At 68.0% G+C, this 22,430-nt stretch carries 22 protein-coding genes; all 22 read left to right on the top strand.

The window, feature by feature from the left end; translation table 11 throughout:
* The first annotated feature begins 1 nt into the window (after window position 1).
* A complete protein-coding gene (gene ruvX / locus ACYVDK_RS04730) occupies window positions 2-475 on the top strand; it encodes a RuvX/YqgF family protein (protein WP_460518686.1) in 474 nt (157 codons plus the stop codon).
* The gene (mltG, locus tag ACYVDK_RS04725) at window positions 472-1,932 is read left to right on the top strand and encodes an endolytic transglycosylase MltG (protein ID WP_460518683.1); all 1,461 of its coding nucleotides are present in this window, start codon (window positions 472-474) and stop codon (window positions 1,930-1,932) included. Before ruvX ends, mltG begins: the two co-directional genes overlap by 4 nt.
* The gene (locus tag ACYVDK_RS04720; protein ID WP_460518680.1) at window positions 1,916-2,839 is read left to right on the top strand and encodes a shikimate dehydrogenase family protein; all 924 of its coding nucleotides are present in this window, start codon (window positions 1,916-1,918) and stop codon (window positions 2,837-2,839) included. Before mltG ends, ACYVDK_RS04720 begins: the two co-directional genes overlap by 17 nt.
* Window positions 2,840-2,900: 61 nt before the next feature.
* Complete coding sequence (gene aroC, locus ACYVDK_RS04715; RefSeq protein WP_460518677.1) at window positions 2,901-4,100, top strand: chorismate synthase; 1,200 nt, start codon at window positions 2,901-2,903, stop codon at window positions 4,098-4,100.
* Window positions 4,097-4,597 (top strand): shikimate kinase, encoded by a 501-nt coding sequence (locus ACYVDK_RS04710; RefSeq protein WP_460518674.1) that lies wholly within the window; start codon window positions 4,097-4,099, stop codon window positions 4,595-4,597. The genes aroC and ACYVDK_RS04710 overlap by 4 nt, the downstream gene beginning before the upstream one ends.
* On the top strand, window positions 4,594-5,700 hold the full coding sequence (gene aroB, locus ACYVDK_RS04705) for a 3-dehydroquinate synthase family protein (protein WP_460518671.1): 1,107 nt from the start codon (window positions 4,594-4,596) through the stop codon (window positions 5,698-5,700). The genes ACYVDK_RS04710 and aroB overlap by 4 nt, the downstream gene beginning before the upstream one ends.
* A complete protein-coding gene (locus ACYVDK_RS04700) occupies window positions 5,697-6,167 on the top strand; it encodes a type II 3-dehydroquinate dehydratase (RefSeq protein ID WP_460518668.1) in 471 nt (156 codons plus the stop codon). The genes aroB and ACYVDK_RS04700 overlap by 4 nt, the downstream gene beginning before the upstream one ends.
* 120 nt (window positions 6,168-6,287) lie before the next feature.
* Window positions 6,288-6,854: an elongation factor P gene (gene efp / locus ACYVDK_RS04695; protein ID WP_460518665.1), complete on the top strand. Its 567-nt coding sequence runs from the start codon at window positions 6,288-6,290 to the stop codon at window positions 6,852-6,854.
* Between the two features lie 14 nt (window positions 6,855-6,868).
* Complete coding sequence (gene nusB / locus ACYVDK_RS04690) at window positions 6,869-7,285, top strand: transcription antitermination protein NusB (RefSeq protein WP_460518662.1); 417 nt, start codon at window positions 6,869-6,871, stop codon at window positions 7,283-7,285.
* Window positions 7,286-7,383: 98 nt separating this feature from the next.
* On the top strand, window positions 7,384-8,103 hold the full coding sequence (locus ACYVDK_RS04685) for a DsbA family protein (RefSeq protein WP_460518659.1): 720 nt from the start codon (window positions 7,384-7,386) through the stop codon (window positions 8,101-8,103).
* 272 nt (window positions 8,104-8,375) lie between these two features.
* Window positions 8,376-8,963, top strand: coding sequence for a DinB family protein (locus ACYVDK_RS04680; RefSeq protein ID WP_460518656.1), 588 nt, complete (start codon window positions 8,376-8,378; stop codon window positions 8,961-8,963).
* Window positions 8,964-9,183: 220 nt separating this feature from the next.
* Window positions 9,184-9,822 (top strand): bifunctional pyr operon transcriptional regulator/uracil phosphoribosyltransferase PyrR, encoded by a 639-nt coding sequence (gene pyrR / locus ACYVDK_RS04675; RefSeq protein WP_460518653.1) that lies wholly within the window; start codon window positions 9,184-9,186, stop codon window positions 9,820-9,822.
* Complete coding sequence (locus ACYVDK_RS04670; protein ID WP_460518650.1) at window positions 9,822-10,772, top strand: aspartate/ornithine carbamoyltransferase family protein; 951 nt, start codon at window positions 9,822-9,824, stop codon at window positions 10,770-10,772. Before pyrR ends, ACYVDK_RS04670 begins: the two co-directional genes overlap by 1 nt.
* Before the next feature lie 33 nt (window positions 10,773-10,805).
* The gene (locus ACYVDK_RS04665; RefSeq protein ID WP_460518958.1) at window positions 10,806-12,197 is read left to right on the top strand and encodes a dihydroorotase; all 1,392 of its coding nucleotides are present in this window, start codon (window positions 10,806-10,808) and stop codon (window positions 12,195-12,197) included.
* Window positions 12,190-12,777 carry a PH-like domain-containing protein gene (locus tag ACYVDK_RS04660; protein WP_460518647.1) on the top strand — a complete coding sequence of 196 codons (588 nt, stop codon included), beginning with the start codon at window positions 12,190-12,192 and terminating at the stop codon, window positions 12,775-12,777. Before ACYVDK_RS04665 ends, ACYVDK_RS04660 begins: the two co-directional genes overlap by 8 nt.
* Window positions 12,778-13,033: 256 nt before the next feature.
* On the top strand, window positions 13,034-14,224 hold the full coding sequence (gene carA, locus ACYVDK_RS04655; protein ID WP_460518956.1) for a glutamine-hydrolyzing carbamoyl-phosphate synthase small subunit: 1,191 nt from the start codon (window positions 13,034-13,036) through the stop codon (window positions 14,222-14,224).
* A complete protein-coding gene (gene carB, locus ACYVDK_RS04650; protein ID WP_460518645.1) occupies window positions 14,224-17,511 on the top strand; it encodes a carbamoyl phosphate synthase large subunit in 3,288 nt (1,095 codons plus the stop codon). The genes carA and carB overlap by 1 nt, the downstream gene beginning before the upstream one ends.
* Entirely contained in the window at window positions 17,508-18,413 is a 906-nt protein-coding gene (gene pyrF, locus ACYVDK_RS04645) for a beta/alpha barrel domain-containing protein (RefSeq protein ID WP_460518643.1), read from the top strand. Before carB ends, pyrF begins: the two co-directional genes overlap by 4 nt.
* A gap of 59 nt (window positions 18,414-18,472) precedes the next feature.
* A complete protein-coding gene (gmk, locus tag ACYVDK_RS04640) occupies window positions 18,473-19,426 on the top strand; it encodes a guanylate kinase (RefSeq protein WP_460518641.1) in 954 nt (317 codons plus the stop codon).
* A gap of 107 nt (window positions 19,427-19,533) precedes the next feature.
* Window positions 19,534-19,791 carry a DNA-directed RNA polymerase subunit omega gene (gene rpoZ, locus ACYVDK_RS04635; protein WP_460518638.1) on the top strand — a complete coding sequence of 86 codons (258 nt, stop codon included), beginning with the start codon at window positions 19,534-19,536 and terminating at the stop codon, window positions 19,789-19,791.
* 110 nt (window positions 19,792-19,901) lie between these two features.
* Window positions 19,902-21,137 carry a bifunctional phosphopantothenoylcysteine decarboxylase/phosphopantothenate synthase gene (coaBC, locus tag ACYVDK_RS04630; RefSeq protein WP_460518953.1) on the top strand — a complete coding sequence of 412 codons (1,236 nt, stop codon included), beginning with the start codon at window positions 19,902-19,904 and terminating at the stop codon, window positions 21,135-21,137.
* Window positions 21,138-21,234: 97 nt separating this feature from the next.
* Entirely contained in the window at window positions 21,235-22,428 is a 1,194-nt protein-coding gene (gene metK, locus ACYVDK_RS04625) for a methionine adenosyltransferase (RefSeq protein WP_460518635.1), read from the top strand.
* Window positions 22,429-22,430: the final 2 nt, after the last annotated feature.

The raw sequence follows: 22,430 nt of genomic DNA, 5'->3' as shown, positions 1-22,430 counted from the left end.
CGTGCGCGCAGGGGTACGCGTCGGTGTTGACGTGGGGAGAGCGCGGATCGGCGTGAGCCGCAGCGATCCGGACGGGATGCTGGCGTTGCCTGTTGAGACGGTGCCACGCGCCGGCGACGGTAGCGACATCACCCGGATTCAGGAGCTTGCCACGGAATTCGGAGCCGTCGAGGCTATCGTCGGCCTTCCGCTCTCGCTCTCCGGCGCTCACACAGCGTCGACGGACGACGCGGTGGCCTTCGCCTCCCGGCTGGCCGACGTGTGCGGCATTCCGGTGCGGCTCGTCGACGAACGGCTGTCGACGGTCTCCGCCCAGTCCGCGCTCAGGGCGTCGGGGCGCAGCACTCGGAATTCCCGTTCCGTAGTCGATCAGGCGGCTGCCACGGTCATTCTGCAGCACGCACTCGACGCCGAACGTTCCACCGGCAGGCCCCCAGGCGAGCTCGCGGCCCCCAGCATTGGACCCTCATCGTGACGCAACCCCTCCCGCCAGGTACCCCTCCGTCGGAGCCGTCGCTCGACTCCGAGCGCGCTCCGCTGACCCGACGCGAAGCGCGTGAGCGCGAGGCCCGCGAGCGTGGCGCACAGGAGCGCTTGACTCGGGAGCCCGGTGCGCAGGAGCCCGGTGCGCAAGAACGCGGGGCTCAAGAACGCGGTGCTCAAGAACGCGGTGCTCAAGGGCAACAGGCGAGCTCAGAGCCGGAAGCAGCCCTCGAAGAGACCTTCTGGGGTGCGCTGGGCGACGACCGTGCCACCGATGACGACGAGGTGTCCGGCGGCGGACGCAGGGCACCCGGCCGAGGCGAGACGAAAGCATGGTCGAGCCTCGACTATCCGACGGATGCCCGTGGGCCACGACCCAGGAAGAAGCGCCGGCGGCTGGTCGTGGCCGTCGTCACCCTGGTCATCCTCGCTCTGCTCGGCGGCGCCGGCGCCTACGTCTGGAACGCATTCCAGCCCGAGGTGCGCAAGCTGCTGGCCCTGAGCGAACCGAACGACTACACGGGGTCGGGCACGACCCCCGTGGACATCACGATTCACGACGGCGACAACGGGTCCGACATCGCCGCGACCCTGGCGAAGGCCGGGGTGGTCAAGACCACCGACGCGTTCTACACGCTCCTGCTGCACACGAAGCCCGACCCGGTGTTCCAGCCGGGCGTCTACAAGGTGAAGAAGCAGATGAGCTCCAAGGCCGCACTGGCCGCACTGCAAGACCCGAAGAACAGACTGGAGCGCACCCTGACGATCGTGGAGGGTGACACCGAGGCGAGCATCCTTCCCGCGCTGGCCAAGACGACCGGCGTCCCGCTCGCCGACCTTCAGGCTGCCGCGAAGCCTGCAGACTTCGGGCTTCCTGCGCAGGCGCCGAACCTTGAGGGGTTCCTGTTCCCGGCGACCTACACGTTCGACCCTGGGGTCGACGCGAAGACCGTGATCAAGACGTTGGTCGATCGCTCGTTCCAGGCCCTGGACGCCGATGGCGTGCCGGCTGACAAGCGGTACAGCACCGTCATCCTCGCTTCCATCGTGCAGAAGGAGGCGGGCAGCGTCCCCGATATGGGCAAGGTGGCAAGGGTGTTCCAGAACCGTATCGACACGGGTATGGACCTGCAGTCCGATGCGACGGTGGCGTACGGCGCCGGCGTGAAGACTGTTTTCACCACGGATGCGCAGCGCGCGGACACCTCGAATCCGTACAACACCTACGCGCACCAGGGCCTCCCGGTCGGACCGATCTCGAACCCGGGAGACGATGCGATCAAGGCGGCGCTGAACCCGACGCCCGGACCATGGCTGTTCTTCGTGGCGGTGAACCTCAAGACCGGCGAGACCGTGTTCTCCCAGACCGAGCAGCAGCACGAGCAGGCCGTGCAGCAGCTCCAGGACTGGTGCAACGCGAGCCCGGCGAACGATGCTTACTGCAAGTGACGGGGGTCGCGAGCTGGCCGTGCTGGGCTCGCCGATCGCGCATTCGAAGTCGCCCGACCTGCACGATGCCGCATACCGGGTGCTCGGTCTGCCCTGGAGTTACGAACGGGCCGAAATCGCACCGGACGAGCTCGCCGACTTCGTGCACGACAGGCCGGATGCCTGGCGCGGACTCTCGCTGACCATGCCGCTCAAACAGTCGGTGCTGCCGCTCGTCGCCACACTCGATGAAACGGCACGGCTCACCGGCGCGGCGAACACGATCCTGTTCGATGCCGATGAGCATGGCGAGCGGATTCTGCACGGTTTCAACACGGATGTGGCAGGAATCGTGCGGGCGCTGGTCGCCGCCGGCACGTCGGCCGCGCGATCCGTGCTGGTCTGGGGAGGCGGCGCGACCGCAGCCTCCGCCATCGTCGCCTCCGCGGAACTCGGCGCCGCCGAGGCCATCGTTCAGGTGCGAGAGCCGGCTCGCGCCGAACATCTCGTCGCGCTGGGCAGAGCGGTGGGGCTCCGGGTGCTCATCGCACGCTTCAGCGATCGCGTTGCCAGACGGCCGGACCTGGTGGTCAGCACTCTTCCCGGGCAGGCCGGGGCCGGCGGAACGGCGGAGCGGCTGGTGCGTTCGAGCGCGGTGGAGCAGGCGGCACGGGAGGGCGTCCTGCTGCTCGATGTCGCGTACGACCCGTGGCCTACTCGAATCGTCGCGGAGTGGAACGCTGTGGCCAACGCCGCGCATACCCGGCCGAACGTGCTCTCCGGCCTCGCGATGCTCGTTCACCAGGCGCTCCTGCAGGTGCGGATCTTCGTGACCGGCGATCCGGAGCAGCATCTGCCCGACGAGCCGCGCGTACTCGCCGCGATGCTCGCGGCGGTCGGACTGGAGGCATCCGGTCGTCCCGTCTGAGGCGAATCCGCGCGTGGCGGCAGTGGCAGGCCGGCCGGTGCCTGCATGCCAGAATTGACGCATGCTTCGTTGGCTCACCGCAGGAGAATCGCACGGCCCTGAACTGGTGGCCATACTCGAGGGTCTACCGGCGGGCGTGCCCGTCTCGCTGGATGCCGTGCGTGCCGATCTCGCACGTCGCAAGCTCGGGTACGGCCGCGGCGCCCGCATGAAGTTCGAGCAGGACGAACTGGCGCTCTCCGGCGGGGTTCGTCACGGCTTCAGCATGGGCGGCCCGATAGCCCTGCGCATCGGCAACACCGAGTGGCCCAAGTGGGCTGAGGTGATGAGCCCCGAACCGGTCGACGCCGAGAAGCTGGCAACGGGCCGCGGTGCCGCACTGACCAGGCCGCGCCCCGGTCACGCCGATCTGGTCGGCATGCAGAAGTACGGGTTCGATGAAGCGCGGCCTGTTCTCGAACGGGCGAGCGCACGCGAGACGGCTGCACGGGTCGCGCTCGGCGCCGTCGCGAAGTCGTTCCTCGCCGAACTCGGCATCACGACCGTCAGTCATACGTTGGCGATCGGGCCGGTGCGCGTGCCGGAGGATGCGTCGCTTCCGAAGCCGTCCGACGTCGACGCCCTCGACGCGGATCCGCTGCGTTGCTTCGACGCATCCACCTCTGCACTCATGGTGGCCGAGGTGGATGCCGCGCACAAGGACGGCGACACCCTCGGCGGGGTCGTCGAGGTGCTCGCATACGGGGTTCCCGCCGGACTCGGCTCGCACGTGCACTGGGACCGCAGGATCGACGGGCGGCTGGCGCAGGCGCTGATGAGCATCCAGGCCATCAAGGGCGTCGAAGTGGGCGACGGGTTCGAGACGACACGACGGCGCGGAACTGCCGCTCACGACGAGCTCGTCACCGACGGTGAGACCATCTCGCGCACCAGTGACAAGGCCGGCGGAACCGAGGGCGGCATGACCACAGGGTCGCTGCTGCGCGTGCGAGCCGGCATGAAACCGATCGCGACGGTTCCGCACGCTCTGCGCACCATCGACGTCGCCACCGGAGACGCAGCGCCCGCACATCACCAACGCTCCGACGTGTGCGCGGTTCCCGCTGCCGGTGTCGTCGCCGAGGCGATGGTGGCGCTCGTGCTGGCGGACGCCGTGCTGGAGAAGTTCGGCGGGGACTCGCTGCCGGAGACGCAGCGCAACGTGCGCGCGTACCTCGACGCGATTCCCTCCGCCTTGCGTACCGAGACCGTGCGCGCGTGACAGTGGTGCTCATCGGTCCGCCTGCCGCCGGCAAGAGCAGGATCGGGAGGCGGCTCGCTCGTCGGCTCGACGTGCCGTACGTCGACACGGACTCGACGATCGTGCGAGATCACGGTCCGATCGCCCAGATCTTCGCCGATCGGGGCGAGTCGGAATTCCGTGCGCTGGAACGCGACGCAGTGGTTCGTGCGTTGGCCACCGGAGGAGTCGTCTCGGTCGGCGGAGGAGCGGTGCTCGATGAACGAACGCAGCACGACCTCGAGCGTGTCAGCGTCGTGCTGCTCACGGTCAGCGCTGAGGCGGTCGCCGCGCGTATCGACGATGGCAAACGGCCGCTGATACAGGGCATCGATTCATGGCAAGCGCTCGTGGCGGAACGGATGCCGCTCTACGAATCGCTCGCCGACTACCGGGCAGACACGTCACGGCGACCGATCTCCACAATCGTGGAGGAGATCGCTCGGTGGTGCGAACGAACGGAACGGAAGGACGCATGAGCGAGAACAGCGCGGCCCGGGATGCGGCAACGGAGACGACGATGCTGAAGGTGACCGGAGCGAACGAGTACGGCATCCGGGTGGGGCGAGGCATCCGTTTCGATGCCGACGAGTTGCTCGGCCCCGACGTACGTCGGGTACTGGTCGTGCATCAGCCGACGCTCGCCGCCGCCGCCGCAGAGCTGCGCGAGAGCCTGGCCGAGCGTTACGAGGTTCTGTTGGCAGAGGTCCCGGATGCCGAGGCCGCCAAGCGCGTCGAGGTCGCCGCGTTCTGCTGGCAGATCATGGGCCAGGCGGATTTCACGCGCAGCGACGCCGTGGTCGGCTTCGGGGGAGGGGCGGCCACGGATCTCGCGGGCTTCGTCGCCGCCACCTGGTTGCGCGGCGTGAAGCTGGTGCAGATTCCGACGACCGTACTCGGCATGGTCGACGCTGCCATCGGCGGCAAGACCGGCATCAATACGGCCGAGGGCAAGAACCTGGTCGGAGCGTTCTATGCGCCGGTCGGTGTGATCTGCGACCTCGACACACTCGAGGCTCTTCCCCGCAACGACGTGCTCGCCGGGTACGCAGAGGTGGTGAAGGCCGGGTTCATCTGGGCGCCGGAGATCCTCGGCAACGTGGAGCGGGACCTGGACGGCTCGACCGATCCGCACAGCCCGGTGTTCCGCCGCAACATGGAACTCGCGATCGACATGAAGGCGAAGGTCGTCAGCGAGGACTTCCGCGAAGCGGGGCTGCGGGAGATCCTCAACTACGGGCACACGCTCGGTCACGCCATCGAACACACCGAGAGGTACCAGTGGCGGCACGGAGCGGCCGTCTCCGTGGGCATGGTCTACGCCGCGGAACTCGCCAGGCTCAGCGGCCGGCTGCACGACGACGTCGTCGACCGGCACCGGAGCATCCTCACCTCCCTCACACTGCCGATCACGTATCCCACAGGCCGCTGGGAGACGCTGCTGGCGACCATGCGCCGCGACAAGAAGACACGCGGGAACACCCTGCGGTTCATCGTGCTCGACGACATCGCCCGGCCGACCATCATGCAGGCACCGGATCCCAGCCTGCTGTTCGCCGCTTACCAGGAGATCGGTTCGTGACTGCGCCGACGAACACCGCTCGGCGACTGCTACTGGTGAACGGGCCGAACCTCAACCTGCTCGGAGTTCGCCAACCGGAGATCTACGGCACCGAGACGCTCGCCGACGTCGTCTCGCTCGTCGAACGCACCGCCGCCGAGCACGGATTCGGCGTGCGGTCGGTGCAGAGCAACCATGAGGGCGTGCTGATCGACGCGATACACGCTGCCCGCGAGGACTGCTCCGGCATCGTCATCAACCCGGGCGGCCTGACGCACACCTCCGTCGTGCTGCGGGATGCCCTCTCCAGCGTCGCCTTGCCCGTCGCGGAGGTGCACATCTCCGACGTCAACGCACGCGAGGAGTTCCGTCGCTTCTCCTACGTTCGCGACGTCTCCGCCGTGCACGTGATCGGAGAGGGCGTGCCGGGGTACGCCACCGCCGTCGCGAAACTCGTCGAGGTGATCACGGGTCGCGCCGAGGGCTGAGATCCGTTCCAAGCGAACTCCCGCCGTCGCACCCGATAGAATCGGCTGATGGTCGGCACCTTCCAGGGTTCCTTGACCGTACGGCTTCCTCTTTCTCACCCCTTCGAAGGATCTTCACGCATGGCATCCGACACCGCCGACATCCGCAATGGCGCCGTCCTCAACATCGACGGCCAGCTCTGGACCGTGATCGAGTTCCAGCACGTCAAGCCGGGCAAAGGCGGAGCGTTCGTGCGCACCAAGCTCAAGAACGTCGTGAGCGGCAAGGTCGTCGACCGCACGTACAACGCGGGAACCAAGCTCGAGTTCGAGAACGTCGACCGCCGCGAGTACCAGTACCTGTACAGCGACGGTGACGGCTTCGTGTTCATGGACACCAGCGACTACGACCAGTTCACGGTGGCCGGCACGATCGTCGGCGATGCCGCCAACTTCATGCTGGAGAACCAGAACGTCACCATCGCGACGAACAACGGCAACCCGCTCTACGTCGAGATGCCGGCATCCGTCGTTCTCGAGATCACCTACACCGAGCCCGGGCTGCAGGGTGACCGCTCGACCGGTGGCACCAAGCCGGCCACGGTCGAGACCGGCTACCAGATCCAGGTACCGCTGTTCCTGGAGACCGGCACGAAGGTCAAGGTCGACACGCGCACCGGCGAGTACCTCGGCCGCGTCAACGATTAGGCACCAGCGACGGAATGAGTGCTCGAAGCAAGGCGCGCAAGCGCGCCATCGACATGCTGTACAGCGCCGATGTGCGCGGCATCCCGTATGCCCGGGCGCTCGCGGCCGAGGCAGAACGCGCCGCGCAGGAGCCGGCACGTGAGGCGTCGTGGCTGTACGCGCGTGAGATCGTCGATGGCGTCATCGATCACAGTGACGAGATCGACGAGCTGATCCAGACCTATGCCCAGGGCTGGACGCTGGACCGGATGCCCGCCGTCGACCGCGCGATCCTGCGGATGGGCGTGTGGGAGTTGCTGCACAACCCGTCGATCCCCGACGGTGTCGCGATCTCGGAGGCGGTCGAGCAGGCCACCATCCTCTCGACAGACGACTCCGCCAAGTTCGTGAACGGCCTGTTGGCCAAGATCGGGTCGGCCGTCGCGCACTGACGACCTCGGCCGGGCGGAGAACCCGTCGTTCGGCCCACGGAGCGTCGGTCCCCAGCGCATCGGCTCAACGGCGCATCACCCGGAGGAGAACTTCTGACATGAAACGCTCACTGGCACGGCGTTCGGGAGCAGCGCTGCTCATCATGGCCACCGGCATACTGCTCGCTGCGTGTTCCGCATCCGCACCCGCCGCGACGACAGGCGGCAGCCCGGAGCGTCAGACGACGAGCCTGCCCACCGGCGTGACCGGAGCCGCGGATTTCGACTCCGGCGCTCTCGTGGTGGGCGACGGCAAGACCACCGTCGACACGTACATCGACCCGATGTGTCCGTACTGCGGTGAGTTCGAACGGGCGAACGGTCGCGCGCTCGCGCAAAAGGTGAACGACGGCACGATCACGTTGCGCGTGCATCCGCTGAACTTCCTCGATCCGAACTCGCAGGGCACGAACTACTCGTCGCGGGCAGGGAGCGCGCTCACATGCGTTGCGGCATCCGACCCGAAGGCCACGCTGACCTACCTCTCGGCGCTCTACGATAACCAGCCGGAGGAGGGGTCGTCGGGCCTCACCGACGCGAAGCTCAAGTCTCTGGCGCACAGCGTGGGCGCGACATCCGCCGATTCGTGCATCACCTCGAATCGGTATGCGAGCTGGCTGACGCAGAACACGCAATCCGCGTTGAACGGCCCGATCCCCGGCGCAGACATTAAGACGATCAAGGCCACACCGACTGTGCTCGTGAACGGTCACAAGTACGGCGGCAGCATCACGGACACGAAGGCGCTGCTTGCTTTCATCGGCGACGGCGGCAAGTAGCGCAGTTCCATCGGAACGGCCGCTCCATCGCGCAGAGGACGAGCCCGCTTGCGGTCGGCCGGATTCATCGCAAGGGTCGTCGCGCCACGCGTGTGGATCCTCGACGCGCGCATGTCGGGAAGGGGAATGGCGGACCCAGCACCGGTTCGACAGAGGATCCAGCGTCCGTTCCAGGGCAGCTTCCAGCGGTCGCCCGAAGCACGTCGGACCTGGAATCGCTCTCGGCGACGTTCGTGTCGGAACCGAGTGCGTCACGTAGTGTCGGTTCGGTGATGGATGACCGGAGTGAGAAGGCCATGCTCGTCGGCTATCTGCAGTCGGCGCGGGATGCCCTGCTGTGGAAGCTCGACGGGCTCGACGAACGGCAGGTGCGATCGCCCATGACGCGCACCGGAACGAATCTGCTCGGCATCGTCAAGCACGTGGCCGGTACGGAATACGGGTACTTCGGAGAGGTCTTCGGCCGGAACGGCGGCATCCCCATGCCCTGGATCGACGAAGGTTCGGAAGACAACGCCGACATGTGGGCGACCGCGGATGAGAGCCGCGACTGGGTGCGGAATCTGTATCGCGACGTGCAGTCGTTCTCCAACGCCACGATCGAAGACCTCAGTCTCGACGCGCATGGCACGGTCCCATGGTGGCCAAGGGAACGCCGCGACGTCACCCTGCGCCAGATCGTCACGCACATGATCAACGAGACCGCTCGTCATGCGGGACACGCGGACATCGTGCGCGAGCTCATCGACGGCGCTGCCGGCCTGCGCAGCAACAACGCGAACCTGCCCGACCACGATGACCAGTGGTGGGCGCACTACCGGAGTCGACTACAGGCCGTCGCAGATGGATTCGGATCGTGACCACCGGACCCGAGCAACATCCAAACCAGTGCCGCCCAGAAGTTTGAACTGCAGAGTTGGTCACAAACCCCACCTCTTACAGCCACATCTGCAGTTCAACGCGGGTCATCTGGCGAAGCCCTGACGACTCGAGTGCTCAAGTGCGACCCGCACCACTGATAGGCTTGTGCGAGTTTGACAACCTTTAAGGCCGTCCTGTGAGGCGGGGAAGGGAGTCGGCATGAGCGCACGCAACGTGCTGCAGCAGGCTGACATCGCCCGGGCGTTGACTCGGATCGCACACGAGATCCTGGAGTCCAACCGGGGATCCGCCGATCTCGTGCTTCTCGGCATCCCCACCCGCGGAGTTGCCCTTGCCGAGCGCATCGGCGCCACGATCGCCCGCATCGAAGACCGCGCCGCGCCGCCGGTGGGGTCGCTCGACGTGACGATGTACCGCGATGATCTGTCGAAGCATCCGACTCGTGCGCCATCGCCCACGAGCGTGCCGGTCTCGATCGACGGCAAGACCGTCGTGCTGGTCGACGACGTGCTGTTCTCCGGACGCACGATCCGCGCGGCGCTCGACGCACTCAGCGACCTCGGCCGCGCCAGAGCCGTGCGCCTGGCGGTGCTCGTGGACCGGGGCCACCGCGAGTTCCCCATCCGTGCCGACTTCGTGGGCAAGAACCTGCCGAGCTCGACACGAGAGCGCATCAATGTGCGGGTCACCGAGGTGGACGGTGAAGACGCCGTCACCATCGACGGAGACATGACGCCGGATGCTGCACCCAGCGCAGACGAGATGGCACCAGGCCCCGACGACGCCCGCGCCGGCGACGCGGCCACGCCCGCCGCAGGCGCAGAGGGGGCGCGCTGATGCGACACCTGCTCTCCACGCGCGACCTCGACCGGGACACGGCGGTGCGCGTCCTGGACATCGCCGAAGACATGGCGGATGTCTCCACGCGCGAGGTCAAGAAGCTCCCGACCCTGCGCGGCAAGACCGTCGTGAACCTGTTCTTCGAAGACTCGACCCGCACCCGCATCTCCTTCGAGGCCGCGGCGAAGCGGCTGTCCGCCGACGTCATCAACTTCAGCGCGAAAGGCTCCAGCGTGTCCAAGGGCGAGAGCCTGAAGGACACGGCGCAGACGCTCGCGGCGATCGGCGCGGACGCGGTCGTCGTGCGGCACCCCGCATCGGGTGCGCCGCACACGCTCGCCTCCAGCGGCTGGATCGACGCAGGCATCCTCAATGCGGGCGACGGCACGCACGAGCATCCGACACAGGCACTGCTGGATGCCTTCACCATGCGCAAGCGCCTGTACGGCGCCGCCAGCCGCGGCAAGGACCTCGCCGGCCTGCGCGTGGTCATCGTGGGGGACATCCTGCACTCCCGAGTCGCTCGGTCGAACGTGTGGCTGCTCGACACGCTCGGCGCCCTCGTGACGCTCGTGGCGCCGCCCACCCTGCTGCCGGTGGACACGGCGCGGTGGCCGGTCTCGATCGGCTACGACCTCGACGGTGCGATCGCCGACGAGCCCGATGTGGTGATGTTGCTGCGCATCCAGGCGGAGCGGATGAACGCCGCGTTCTTCCCCAATACCCGGGAGTACTCGCGCACCTGGGGCCTCGACACCGAGCGTCTGGCCAGGTTGCGGCCCGATACGATGGTGATGCATCCGGGCCCGATGATCAGAGGTCTGGAGATCTCTGCCGCAGCCGCCGATTCACCGCGCTCGCTGGTGCGCGACCAGGTCGCGAGCGGCGTCTGGGTGCGCATGGCTGCGCTCTATCTGCTGCTGTCAGGCGATCGGGAGGTCGGTTAGGTGTCACGCGAACGGTTCTTCATCGAAGGCGCGATGCTGGTCGACGGCGACACTTCCCATGGCGACACCGCGCACGGCCAGCATGTGAACGGCAGACGCGCGGACATCCTCATCGCCGACGGAACGCTGATCGTCGGCGCGGATGCCCGCGCCGGATCGAAGGATGCCACGCACGTCGACGCCTCCGGGCTGATCGCCCTTCCCGGCCTGGTCGACCTGCACACCCACCTGCGCGAGCCCGGCTTCGAGCAGAGCGAGACGGTGCTCACCGGCACTCGTGCCGCCGCCGCCGGCGGTTACACCACGGTGTTCGCGATGGCGAACACGTCGCCGGTCGCCGACACGGCGGGCGTCGTCGAGCAGGAGCTGACGCTCGGGCTCGCCGCCGGGTATGCGACGGTGCAGCCGATCGGTGCCGTCACGGTCGCACTGGCGGGGGAGCGGCTGGCGGAACTCGGCGCCATGGCGGCATCCCGAGCACGGGTTCGCGTCTTCTCCGACGACGGCCTGTGCGTGGCCGACCCCCTGCTCATGCGCCGCGCGCTGGAGTACGTCAAGGCGTTCGACGGCGTGATCGCCCAGCACGCGCAGGAACCCCGGCTCACGATCGGTGCGCAGATGAACGAGGGCGCGCTCTCCGGCACACTCGGTCTCGCCGGCTGGCCTGCCGTTGCCGAGGAATCGATCATCGCCCGGGACGTGCTGCTGGCGGAGCACGTGGGAAGCCGGCTGCACGTGTGCCATGTGTCGACGGCGGGCTCCGTGGACATCATCAGGTGGGCGAAGGCGCGCGGCATCGACGTCACAGCCGAGGCGACGCCTCACCATCTGCTGCTCACCGAAGACCTCGTCGCCGGATACGACGCCCGCTACAAGGTGAACCCGCCGCTTCGCCGCGACGAGGACGTGCTCGCCCTGCGCGAGGCGCTCGCCGACGGCACGATCGACATCGTCGCCACCGACCACGCCCCGCACCCCATCGAGGCGAAGGACTGCGAGTGGGATGCCGCGGCCAACGGCATGGTCGGCCTCGAGTCCGCGCTCAGCGTCGTGCACCAGGCCGTCGTGGCCACCGGGCTGCTGGGCTGGGCCGACGTCGCCCGCGTGATGTCGCACACCCCGGCCAGGATCGGACGCGTGGATCGTGGGATGCCCGTGGCGACCGGATCGCGCGCCGACCTCACCTTGTACGACCCGAACCCGAGCGCGGTCTTCGGCCTCGACCGACTGGCCGGCAAGGGTGTGAACTCGCCGTACCTCGGCCGGGAATTGCCGGGCCGCGTGGTCTGGACGTTCCACGACGGCGCCGCAACCGTTCGCGACAGCGGCCTGATCGAGGTCGGCGAGGCGGCTCGGCTCGCCGCTGAGGCGGCGTCCCGAGCGAACGAGGCCGTCGCCGGCAGAGAGAGTGCCCTGCATGGATAAGCTCTGGCCCACCGCGCTGATCGCGATAGTCGTCGTGCTCATCTTCGTGGGGATGTGGGTCGGCTGGCGGCGCCGTGCCCGGCGCGACTCGGCGATCGAGGTTCCGACCGCGCTTGCCGAGCCGGGGGAGACCCTCCTCACGGTCAAGGCGCTGCACGTGGGAAGTACCCACCACGACCACCCGCTCGACCGCGTCGTCGGGCCGGGGCTGGCATTCCGCGCGAATGCGACGGTGACCGTGTCGGCCGGCGGCATCACCATCAGCGCACCGGGGGAGCGCAGCGTGGCGATCGCCGCGAACGCCATCCTCGGCGCCGGCACCGCCACGTGGACGATCGACCGCACCGTGGAGCGCGACGGACTCGTTCTCGTGGCGTGGCACAGCGGGGGTGGCAGCAGAGCGACGGATGCCGACGGCCCGGTCATCGACACCTACCTGCGCACCGCGGACGCGGTGGAGCAAGGGCGACTCGTGGCGGGCATCCACTCGCTCGCCGGCACTCCCGTGAACCCCGGCCAGAACGGCACACTCGGCGCCGACGACGTCGCCCCCGACACGACCACCGGAAGCGAGGCCTGACATGTCAGACGAAGAATTCGCCCAAGAAGGCGCACAGGACACTGCCGCGGAGGAGACGACGCCGCAGGAGGCGACCGAGACGACGCCGCAGGAGGTACAGGAGAGAGCAGCCGAGGAGACGGCGGCCGAGGAGACGGATGCGCAGGAGCGCAAGTCCGAACCGGCGCCCGCGTCACCGACCGGGGCTCCGAACGCACCTCACGTCGAGCCGGCCGCACCATCGGAGAGCGCCGTCGCCTCACGGCGCGAGCCTGCGGTGCTCGTGCTGGAAGACGGCACGCGCTACGAGGGCCGCGGATACGGCGCACTCGGCCGTACTCTCGGCGAGGCGGTCTTCGCCACCGGAATGACCGGCTACCAGGAGACGCTCACCGACCCGTCGTACGCGGGCCAGATCGTGCTCATGACCGCGCCGCACATCGGCAACACCGGCATGAACGACGACGACATGGAGTCGAAGCGCATCTGGGTCGCCGGGTTCGCCGTGCGCGAGCCGGCGCGTATCGTCTCGAACTTCCGTTCGCAGCGCAGCCTCGACGACGATCTGGCCGAGAACGGCGTCGTCGGGATCAGCGCCATCGACACCCGTGCCGTCACCAGGCATCTGCGATCGGCGGGCGCCATGCGCGCAGGCATCTTCTCCGGAGCGGATGCCGCGCTCAGCGCGCCCGAGCAGCTCGACCTGGTGCGCGGGGGCGCTGACATGCGCGGGCTGAACCTCTCCTCGGTCGTATCGACTCCGGAGCAGTACACGATTCCCGCCCAGAACGAGCGGATCGGTTCCGTCGCCGTGCTCGACCTCGGCGTGAAGACCAGCACGCTGAACTACCTCGCCGAGCGAGGCCTCGACGTCGTCGTGCTTCCCGAGAGCGCGACAGCGGACGACATCATGGCGCTCCAGCCGAGCGCACTGTTCTACTCGAACGGGCCAGGCGACCCGGCGGCATCCGATCAACATGTCGAACTCCTGCGCACCGTGCTGCGAAGCGGCATTCCGTACTTCGGCATCTGCTTCGGCAACCAACTGCTCGGCCGCGCCCTCGGCTACGGCACCTACAAGCTGCCGTTCGGGCACCGCGGCATCAACCAGCCTGTGCTGGACCGTGCGACAGGACGAGTCGAGATCACGGCGCACAACCACGGTTTCGCGGTCGACGCCCCGCTCGAGGAGATCAGCGAGTCCGCGGCCGGGTTCGGCCGTGTCGAGGTGAGCCACTACGACCTCAACGACAACGTCGTCGAGGGCCTGAACTGCCTGGACATCCCGGCGTTCAGCGTGCAGTACCACCCGGAGTCGGCGGCCGGCCCGCACGACGCGAACTATCTGTTCGACCGGTTTGCGCAGCTTGTGAGTGAGCACGAGCGAAGCACGTCGAGCAGCGGCGAAGCGGCGAATCGAGACCCGGCCGCACCCGGTGAGACCGACGACCAGGAGGAAGGCAACTGATGCCCAAACGCGACGACATCTCCAGCGTTCTCGTGATCGGCTCCGGCCCGATCGTGATCGGCCAGGCATGCGAGTTCGACTACTCGGGCACCCAGGCGTGTCGCGTGCTGCGCGAGGACGGCGTGCGCGTCATCCTCGTCAACTCCAACCCGGCGACCATCATGACCGACCCCGATTTCGCCGACGCCACCTACATCGAGCCGATCACCCCCGAGGTCATCGAGACGATCATCGCCAAGGAGCACCCCGACGCCATCCTGCCCACGCTCGGCGGCCAGACCGCGCTCAACGCCGCGATGGCGCTGTTCAAGGCGGGCACGCTCGACAAGTACGGCGTCGAGCTGATCGGTGCCAACGTCGACGCGATCGAGAAGGGCGAGAACCGTCAGATCTTCAAGGAGCTGGTGATCGAGTGCGGAGCGGATGTCGCGGCATCCCGCATCTGCCACACCATGGACGAGCTGCTCGCCGGAGCCGAGGAGCTCGGTTACCCGCTCGTGGTGCGCCCGAGCTTCACGATGGGTGGTCTCGGGTCCGGCTTCGCATACGACGAGGACGACCTTCGCCGCATCGGTGGAGCCGGCCTGCACGACTCCCCGACGCACGAAGTGCTCCTGGAGGAGTCGATCCTCGGCTGGAAGGAGTACGAGCTCGAGCTCATGCGCGACACCGCCGACAACACGGTCGTGGTCTGTTCCATCGAAAACGTCGACCCGGTCGGCGTGCACACCGGCGACTCGATCACGGTCGCTCCGGCATTGACCCTCACCGACCGCGAGTACCAGCGGCTGCGCGACATCGGCATCGACATCATCCGTGCCGTCGGTGTCGACACCGGCGGCTGCAACATCCAGTTCGCCGTGAACCCGGAGGACGGGCGCGTCATCGTCATCGAGATGAACCCCCGGGTCTCTCGCTCGAGTGCACTGGCCTCGAAGGCCACCGGCTTCCCGATCGCGAAGATCGCGGCGAAGCTCGCGATCGGCTACCGGCTCGACGAGATCCCGAACGACATCACGAAGGTCACGCCGGCGAGCTTCGAGCCGACCCTGGACTACGTGGTCGTGAAGGTTCCGCGGTTCGCGTTCGAGAAGTTCCCGGCCGCAGACCCCACGCTGACCACCACCATGAAGTCGGTCGGCGAGGCGATGGCGATCGGTCGCAGTTTCACGAGCGCCCTGCAGAAGGCCTTGCGCTCGTTGGAGAAGAACGGGTCGTCTTTTCACTGGGGAGAGGAGCCGAGGAGCATTCAGGAGCTGCTGCAGACATCCGTCACCCCGACCGACGGGCGCATCGTCACCGTGCAGCAGGCGCTGCGCAAGGGCGCAAGCGTCGAGGATGCCTACCTCGCCACCGGCATCGACCCGTGGTTCCTCGACCAGATCGCATTGATCAACGAGGTGGCCGACGAGATCGCCGGCGCCGGCATGCTCGACACCGAGACCATGCAGCTGGCGAAGGATCACGGCTTCTCGGATGCCCAGATCGGCCAGCTGCGCGGCTTCGGCGAGGCCGAGGTGCGCGAGGTGCGGCACATCCTCGGTGTGCGCCCGGTGTACAAGACAGTCGACACGTGCGCAGGCGAATTCCCGGCGCTCACGCCGTACCACTACTCGAGTTACGACCAGGAGACCGAGGTGGAGCCGAGCGAGAAGCGCAAGGTCGTCATCCTCGGCTCCGGACCGAACCGCATCGGGCAGGGCGTGGAGTTCGACTACTCGTGCGTGCACGCGTCGTTCGCGTTGCACGACGCCGGGTTCGAGACGATCATGATCAACTGCAACCCGGAGACCGTCTCCACCGACTACGACACCAGCGACCGGTTGTATTTCGAGCCGCTCACACTGGAGGACGTGCTCGAAGTCATCCACGCGGAGGCGCAGTCCGGCGAACTCGTCGGCGTGGTCGTGCAGCTCGGCGGCCAGACCGCACTGGGCCTCGCGAAGGGGCTCGAGGCGGCGGGGGTGACCATTCTCGGCACGTCGCCCGGCGCGATCGACCTCGCGGAGGAGCGCGGGCTGTTCGCCGAGATCCTGGAGAGCGCCGGCCTGCTCGCACCCCGTAACGGCACGGCCTACGACGTCGTCGGCGCGCAGGCGGTCGCCGCCGAGATCGGCTTCCCCGTGCTTGTGCGGCCGAGCTACGTGCTCGGCGGCCGTGGCATGGAGATCGTGTACGATTCCCCTTCGCTCGAGGACTACTTCGAGCGCGTCGCCGACCAGGCGATCATCGGCCCCGGCCATCCGCTGCTCGTCGACCGGTTTCTCGACGACGCGACCGAGATCGACGTGGACGCGCTGTACGACGGAGACGAGCTCTACATCGGCGGCGTCATGGAGCACATCGAGGAGGCGGGCATCCACTCCGGCGACTCCAGCTGCACGCTGCCGCCCGTCACGCTGGGCCGAGCCGAGATCGATCGGGTGCGCGAAGCCACATTGAAGATCGCCGAGGGCGTCGGCGTGCGCGGCCTGCTGAACGTGCAGTTCGCCATCGCCGCCGGGGTGCTCTACGTATTGGAGGCCAACCCGCGGGCCAGCCGCACGGTGCCGTTCGTGTCGAAGGCGCTGGGCATACCGCTGGCCAAGGCGGCCAGCCGCATCATGGTGGGCGAGTCGATCGCCGCGCTGAAGGATGCCGGTCTGCTGCCCGTGCAGGACGGCTCGGTGGTTCCGCTCGACGCTCCGATCTCGGTGAAGGAGGCCGTGCTCCCGTTCAAACGCTTCCGCACCCGCGACGGCCAGATGGTGGACTCGGTGCTCGGTCCCGAAATGCGCTCGACCGGCGAGGTGATGGGCATCGATCGAGACTTCCCGCGCGCGTTCGCGAAGAGCCAGACCGCTGCATACGGCGGGATGCCGTTGAGCGGCACCGTGTTCGTCTCGGTAAGCGACCGCGACAAACGGTCGATCGTGCTGCCCGCGCTGCGGCTGGCGCAACAGGGTTACAAGCTGGTCGCCACCGAGGGAACGACGGAGGTGCTGGCCCGCAACGGCATCGCGACCGAGAAAGTGCGCAAGTTCAGCGAGGCCGCAGACGAAGGGCAGCCGAGCATCGTCGACCTGATCAACCGGGGCGAGATCGACATCGTCGTCAACACCCCGAGCGGACGCTCCGCGCGTGCTGACGGCTACGAGATCCGCGCTGCTGCAGTCGCCGCCGACATCGCCCTGTTCACCACTATCGCCGAGCTCAGCGCGGCCGTCGCCTCGATCGACGCGATCCGCGAGGGCTTCGACGTCAGGTCGCTGCAGCAGTACGCGATCGACCGAGCGGAGCGGGCGTGACCGTCGCAGACGGCAACGCGGAGGCGACGCGGGAGGCCACAGAGGATGCTGCTACGAGTGGCGGTTTCGGCGCGCGCCTCAGCACCGCGATCCGGGGGCACGGCCCCCTCTGCGTAGGCATCGACCCGCACTCCTACCTGCTGGCCGACTGGGGGCTGAGCGATGACGCTGCCGGCGCGCGCGAGTTCGGTCTGCGCGTGGTCGATGCCGCCGCCGGCCGGATCGGGATCGTCAAGCCGCAGGTGGCGTTCTTCGAACGTTTCGGGGCGGCAGGCTACGCGGCGCTGGAAGACGTGCTGACCGCCGCACGGCGGACAGGGCTGCTGGTGATCGCCGACGTGAAGCGCGGCGACGTCGGAAGCAGTGTCGAGGCGTACGGCGAGGCGTGGCTCACGCCCGGCGCGCCGCTGGAGGTCGACGCGATGACGACCTCCGCGTTCCAGGGCGTCGGATCGCTCGCCTCGCCCGTCCGGCTCGCCGCCCGAACGGGCAAAGGGCTCTTCGTGCTCGCGGCGACCAGCAATCCGGAAGCGGCAGTCATCCAACGATCCCGCGATGCGGATTCGGGACGGTCGGTGGCCCGTGCCATCATCGATGATGTGACGGAGCAGAACGCGGCGATCGGCGAGGCGATCGGACCGATCGGCGTCGTCCTGGGCGCCACCCTCGACCTGCCCGCCTTCGGCATCGACGTCGCCTCCGCGGTCACGCCCGTGCTGCCCGTGCTCGCTCCCGGCTTCGGTCACCAGGGCGCCCGATACGAGAACGCCGCGCGAATCTACGGCGAACTTGCACGGATGCTCGTGGTCAGCGAGTCGCGCAGCATCCTCTCCGCCGGTCCCTCCGGTCTCACCGACGCCATCGCCTCCCGCGCAGCGGAGGCGCGATCCGCCCTTGTCTGATCCCGTCCACCTCGAACCCGTCGGCGCGGAACGCACGCGCTGCAGCAACCTCTGACACCATGCCCGACTCAGCACTCCGTCCCGCCCGCATCCGACCGCCCGAGGTCGACCGCGTCGCAGCCTCCCGCGCCGCCGTGGCCGCCCGCCGCGCCCGCGCCGCGGTGAAGTCCGACCTGTCCAAGGGTGCACGGTCGCCCGTCGAGGTGCTCGAGAAGGCGACAGCGGATCCCGCCGGCCCCGAGGGCACGTTGCGCATCACCGACTTCCTGATGAGTCTGAAGGCCATCGGCGCGACGAAGACGGCAGACATCCTGTCCCGGCTCGATATCGCGCCCGTCAAGCGTCTCGGCGGTTTGGGCAAACACCAGCGCACGAGGCTCCGCGAGTTCCTGGTCGAGCGTTTCGAGCGTGCCGCAGGCCATCGCACCCGGCTCACGGTTCTGGCCGGACCCACCGCCGTCGGAAAGGGCACCGTCGCCAGGCACATCAGGGAGCACTACCCCCAGGTGCTGCTGTCGGTGTCGGCTACCACGAGGCATCCGCGTCCGGGGGAGGTCGATGGGGTCGACTACTACTTCGTCGACGACGCCGAGTTCGATCGCATGATCGCCGAACACGAACTCCTCGAGTGGGCGAAGGTGCACAACAGCCATCGCTACGGCACTCCTCGCGCGCCGATCGAACGCGCGCTGGCCGACGGCCGCAGCGTTCTGCTGGAGATCGACCTTCAGGGTGCACGGCAGGTGCGGGCCGCGATGCCCGACGCCGTGCTGGTCTTCCTCGCCCCGCCGAGCTGGGACGAACTGGTGCGACGCCTCATCGGCCGGGGCACCGAATCGCAGGCGGAACAGCATCGCAGACTGTCCACCGCCAAGATCGAACTGGCGTCGCAGGACGAGTTCGACGCGCGGGTGGTGAACAGCACCGTGGCCGACGCCGCACTTCAGGTCGTAGACTTGATGAAGGTGCGCGCGCGCCGATCGCGTCGCGCCGCAACGTCATCCGGCCGCTGAACGTTTCTCAGTACAGCCCGCCTGCGCGGCGGGGCCCCAACGTCACGGCTCGGGTCCTCCTCGTGGGGAACAGGGCACGACCAGCGGCCGCAATCGAAGGAGTATTCATGTCAACAGCAGCCAAGGGCATCATCGACCCGCCGATCGACGAGCTGCTTTCGCGCGTCGAGTCCAAGTACGCGCTGGTGATCTTCGCGTCGAAGCGCGCACGTCAGATCAACGACTACTACGCCGATCTGCACGAGGGCAGCCTGTTCGACAACGTCGGCCCGCTCGTGGACTCCACGATCGACGACAAGCCGCTGTCGGTCGCCCTGCACGAGATCAACGACGACAAGCTCGTCAGCCGTCCCACGGGCGAGTGAACCGGGCCGAGCGGACGCGGCCGAGTGAACCCAGCACTGTGAACCCAGCCCGGTGAACGAGTGACGACAGTCGAGTGACCACAACCGAGAGTGCCGCCACGAGCACGCCGTTGACGATCGTCGTCGGCGTGACCGGCGGCATCGCCGCATACAAGGCGGTGTCGGTCATCCGCTCGTTCGTGCTTCTCGGACACGACGTGCATGTGATCGCGACGGATGCCGCGCTGCGCTTCGTCGGAGCGCCCACTTTCGAGGCGATCAGTCGCAACCCGCTGAACACCGACCTCTATGAAGGGGTCTCCGAGGTGCGCCACGTCGGGATCGGCAAGCGCGCCGATCTCGTCGTGATCGCCCCCGCCACGGCCAACACGATCGCGAAGCTCGCGAACGGGCTGGCCGACGACCTCCTGACGAACACCGTGCTCGCCACGGAGGCACCGGTGCTCATCGCGCCGGCGATGCACACGGAGATGTGGCGGCATCCCGCCACCCAGGCCAACGTGCAGACCCTGCGCCTGCGCGGCGTCGCCGTCGTCGGACCGGGTGTCGGCCGGCTCACCGGATCGGACTCCGGGCCCGGCCGCATGGAGGAACCGGACGCGATCGTTGCGGCCGCCATGGCGCTGACTGCCCGGCAGCAGGGTCGGCGCGACCGGACGGCATCCGGACAGGACTCGCGCAGCCATCGGGACCTCGCGGGGCACCGCATCGTGATCACGGCAGGTGGCACCAGGGAGCCGCTTGACCCTGTGCGGTTCCTCGGCAATCGCTCAAGCGGCAAGCAGGGCGTGGCGCTGGCTGTCGCGGCACGCGACAGGGGAGCGGATGTCGTGCTGATCGCCGCGCATCTGGACATACCTGCTCCCGACGGCGTCGAGACGCGCACCGCCTCGACTGCTCTCGAGTTGCAGCGTGCCGTGACGGATGCCGCCATCGACGCGGACGTGGTGGTGATGGCCGCCGCGGTCGCGGACTTTCGGCCAGAGACCACTAGCGAGGCGAAGATCAAGAAGGAGAACGTCGGCGACGGACTCGAGCTCTCGCTCGTCGCGAACCCGGACATCCTCGCCGAGCTCTCCGCGCAGAAGCAGCCCGATCAGACCGTCGTGGGATTCGCCGCCGAGACCGAACGCGACCCGCAAGCACTGATCGAGCTGGGCAGGCGCAAGCTCCAGCGCAAGGGCTGCGACTACCTGGTCATCAACAATGTGGGCTGGCACACCGGGTTCTCCACCGACCACAACGAGGTCGTCGTGCTCGATTCCGACGGCGATATAGTGATGGAGGCCTCCGGCACCAAGGCGTCGGTGGCCGATCGTATTCTCGACGTCATCACCTCCGCCTGACCCGCGACCAGAACGTGGATGGGGCGTGGGGCGCCGTTCCCGAGCGCTTCGCCACCAGCCAAGCGCGACAGCGCCCTGAGGATCAGCTGGAGCACTCATGACATCCCTACGTCTCTTCACTTCCGAGTCGGTGACCGAGGGGCACCCCGACAAGATCTGCGACCAGGTCTCCGACGGCATCCTGGACGCTCTTCTCGCGGTCGACCCGCACAGTCGCGTCGCCGTGGAGACCCTGGTGACCACCGGCCTGGTGCATGTGGCGGGAGAGGTCACCACCAGCGGGTACGTCGAGATCCCGACCATCGTGCGCGACATCATCACCTCGATCGGCTACACGTCGTCCGACGTGTGGTTCGACGGGCGCTCGTGCGGCGTCTCCATCTCGATCGGCGGGCAGTCGCCCGACATCGCCCAGGGTGTCGACGACGCCTACGAGGCGCGCGAGGAGGCATCCGTCGATCTGCTCGACCGTCAGGGCGCCGGTGACCAGGGGATCATGTTCGGCTACGCCACGACCGAGACGGCCGAGCTCATGCCGGTGCCGATCTGGATCGCGCACCGGCTCGCCGAACGGCTGGCCGAGGTGCGCAGGGCGGGCGAGCTGGACTTCTTGCGTCCCGACGGAAAGACGCAGGTGACGATCGGCTACGACGGCATCGTGCCGCGCACCATCGACACCGTGGTGCTCTCCACGCAGCACTCGCCTGCGGTGTCGACACAGCGGCTGCGCGCCGACGTGGCCGAGCATGTCATCCGTCCGGTGCTGGAGAGGGTCGAGCTCGATTCACGCGACGTCAAACTGCTGATCAACCCCACCGGCCGGTTCGAGATCGGCGGCCCGCAGGGCGATGCCGGCCTCACCGGGCGCAAGATCATCATCGACACGTACGGCGGGGCATCCCGGCACGGTGGCGGGGCGTTCAGCGGCAAGGACCCGTCGAAGGTGGATCGCTCCGGCGCGTATGCCATGCGCTGGGTGGCCAAGAACGCTGTCGCCGCGGGGCTGGCGGACCGTCTGGAGGTGCAGGTCGCCTACGCGATCGGCACCGCCTCGCCGGTCGGGCTCTATGTGGAGACGTTCGGTACTGGGCATCTTCCGGATCAGCGCATCACCTCGGCGATCCGCGAGGTGTTCGACCTGCGGCCGGCTGCGATCATCCGCGATCTCGACCTGCTTCGACCGATCTATGCCAAGACCGCAACGTACGGGCACTTCGGCCGGGAGCTGCCCGACTTCACCTGGGAGCGACTGGACCGCGTCGACGATCTGCGGTCGGCCGCCGGAATCTGAGA

Source organism: Humibacter antri (genome assembly GCF_054777235.1).
Note: the sequence above shows the minus strand (reverse complement) of the source record. Positions and strands in the feature narration are given on the sequence as shown.

What these genes read in the sequence shown, in the direction of transcription:
- ACYVDK_RS04720 (WP_460518680.1), top strand. Translation starts at nt 1,916, where the DNA reads ATGCTTACTGCAAGTGACGGGGGTCGCGAGCTGGCCGTGCTGGGCTCG.
- aroC (WP_460518677.1), top strand. Translation starts at nt 2,901, where the DNA reads ATGCTTCGTTGGCTCACCGCAGGAGAATCGCACGGCCCTGAACTGGTG.
- aroB (WP_460518671.1), top strand. Translation starts at nt 4,594, where the DNA reads ATGAGCGAGAACAGCGCGGCCCGGGATGCGGCAACGGAGACGACGATG.
- efp (WP_460518665.1), top strand. Translation starts at nt 6,288, where the DNA reads ATGGCATCCGACACCGCCGACATCCGCAATGGCGCCGTCCTCAACATC.
- nusB (WP_460518662.1), top strand. Translation starts at nt 6,869, where the DNA reads ATGAGTGCTCGAAGCAAGGCGCGCAAGCGCGCCATCGACATGCTGTAC.
- ACYVDK_RS04685 (WP_460518659.1), top strand. Translation starts at nt 7,384, where the DNA reads ATGAAACGCTCACTGGCACGGCGTTCGGGAGCAGCGCTGCTCATCATG.
- ACYVDK_RS04680 (WP_460518656.1), top strand. Translation starts at nt 8,376, where the DNA reads ATGGATGACCGGAGTGAGAAGGCCATGCTCGTCGGCTATCTGCAGTCG.
- pyrR (WP_460518653.1), top strand. Translation starts at nt 9,184, where the DNA reads ATGAGCGCACGCAACGTGCTGCAGCAGGCTGACATCGCCCGGGCGTTG.
- ACYVDK_RS04670 (WP_460518650.1), top strand. Translation starts at nt 9,822, where the DNA reads ATGCGACACCTGCTCTCCACGCGCGACCTCGACCGGGACACGGCGGTG.
- ACYVDK_RS04665 (WP_460518958.1), top strand. Translation starts at nt 10,806, where the DNA reads ATGCTGGTCGACGGCGACACTTCCCATGGCGACACCGCGCACGGCCAG.
- ACYVDK_RS04660 (WP_460518647.1), top strand. Translation starts at nt 12,190, where the DNA reads ATGGATAAGCTCTGGCCCACCGCGCTGATCGCGATAGTCGTCGTGCTC.
- carB (WP_460518645.1), top strand. Translation starts at nt 14,224, where the DNA reads ATGCCCAAACGCGACGACATCTCCAGCGTTCTCGTGATCGGCTCCGGC.
- gmk (WP_460518641.1), top strand. Translation starts at nt 18,473, where the DNA reads ATGCCCGACTCAGCACTCCGTCCCGCCCGCATCCGACCGCCCGAGGTC.
- rpoZ (WP_460518638.1), top strand. Translation starts at nt 19,534, where the DNA reads ATGTCAACAGCAGCCAAGGGCATCATCGACCCGCCGATCGACGAGCTG.
- metK (WP_460518635.1), top strand. Translation starts at nt 21,235, where the DNA reads ATGACATCCCTACGTCTCTTCACTTCCGAGTCGGTGACCGAGGGGCAC.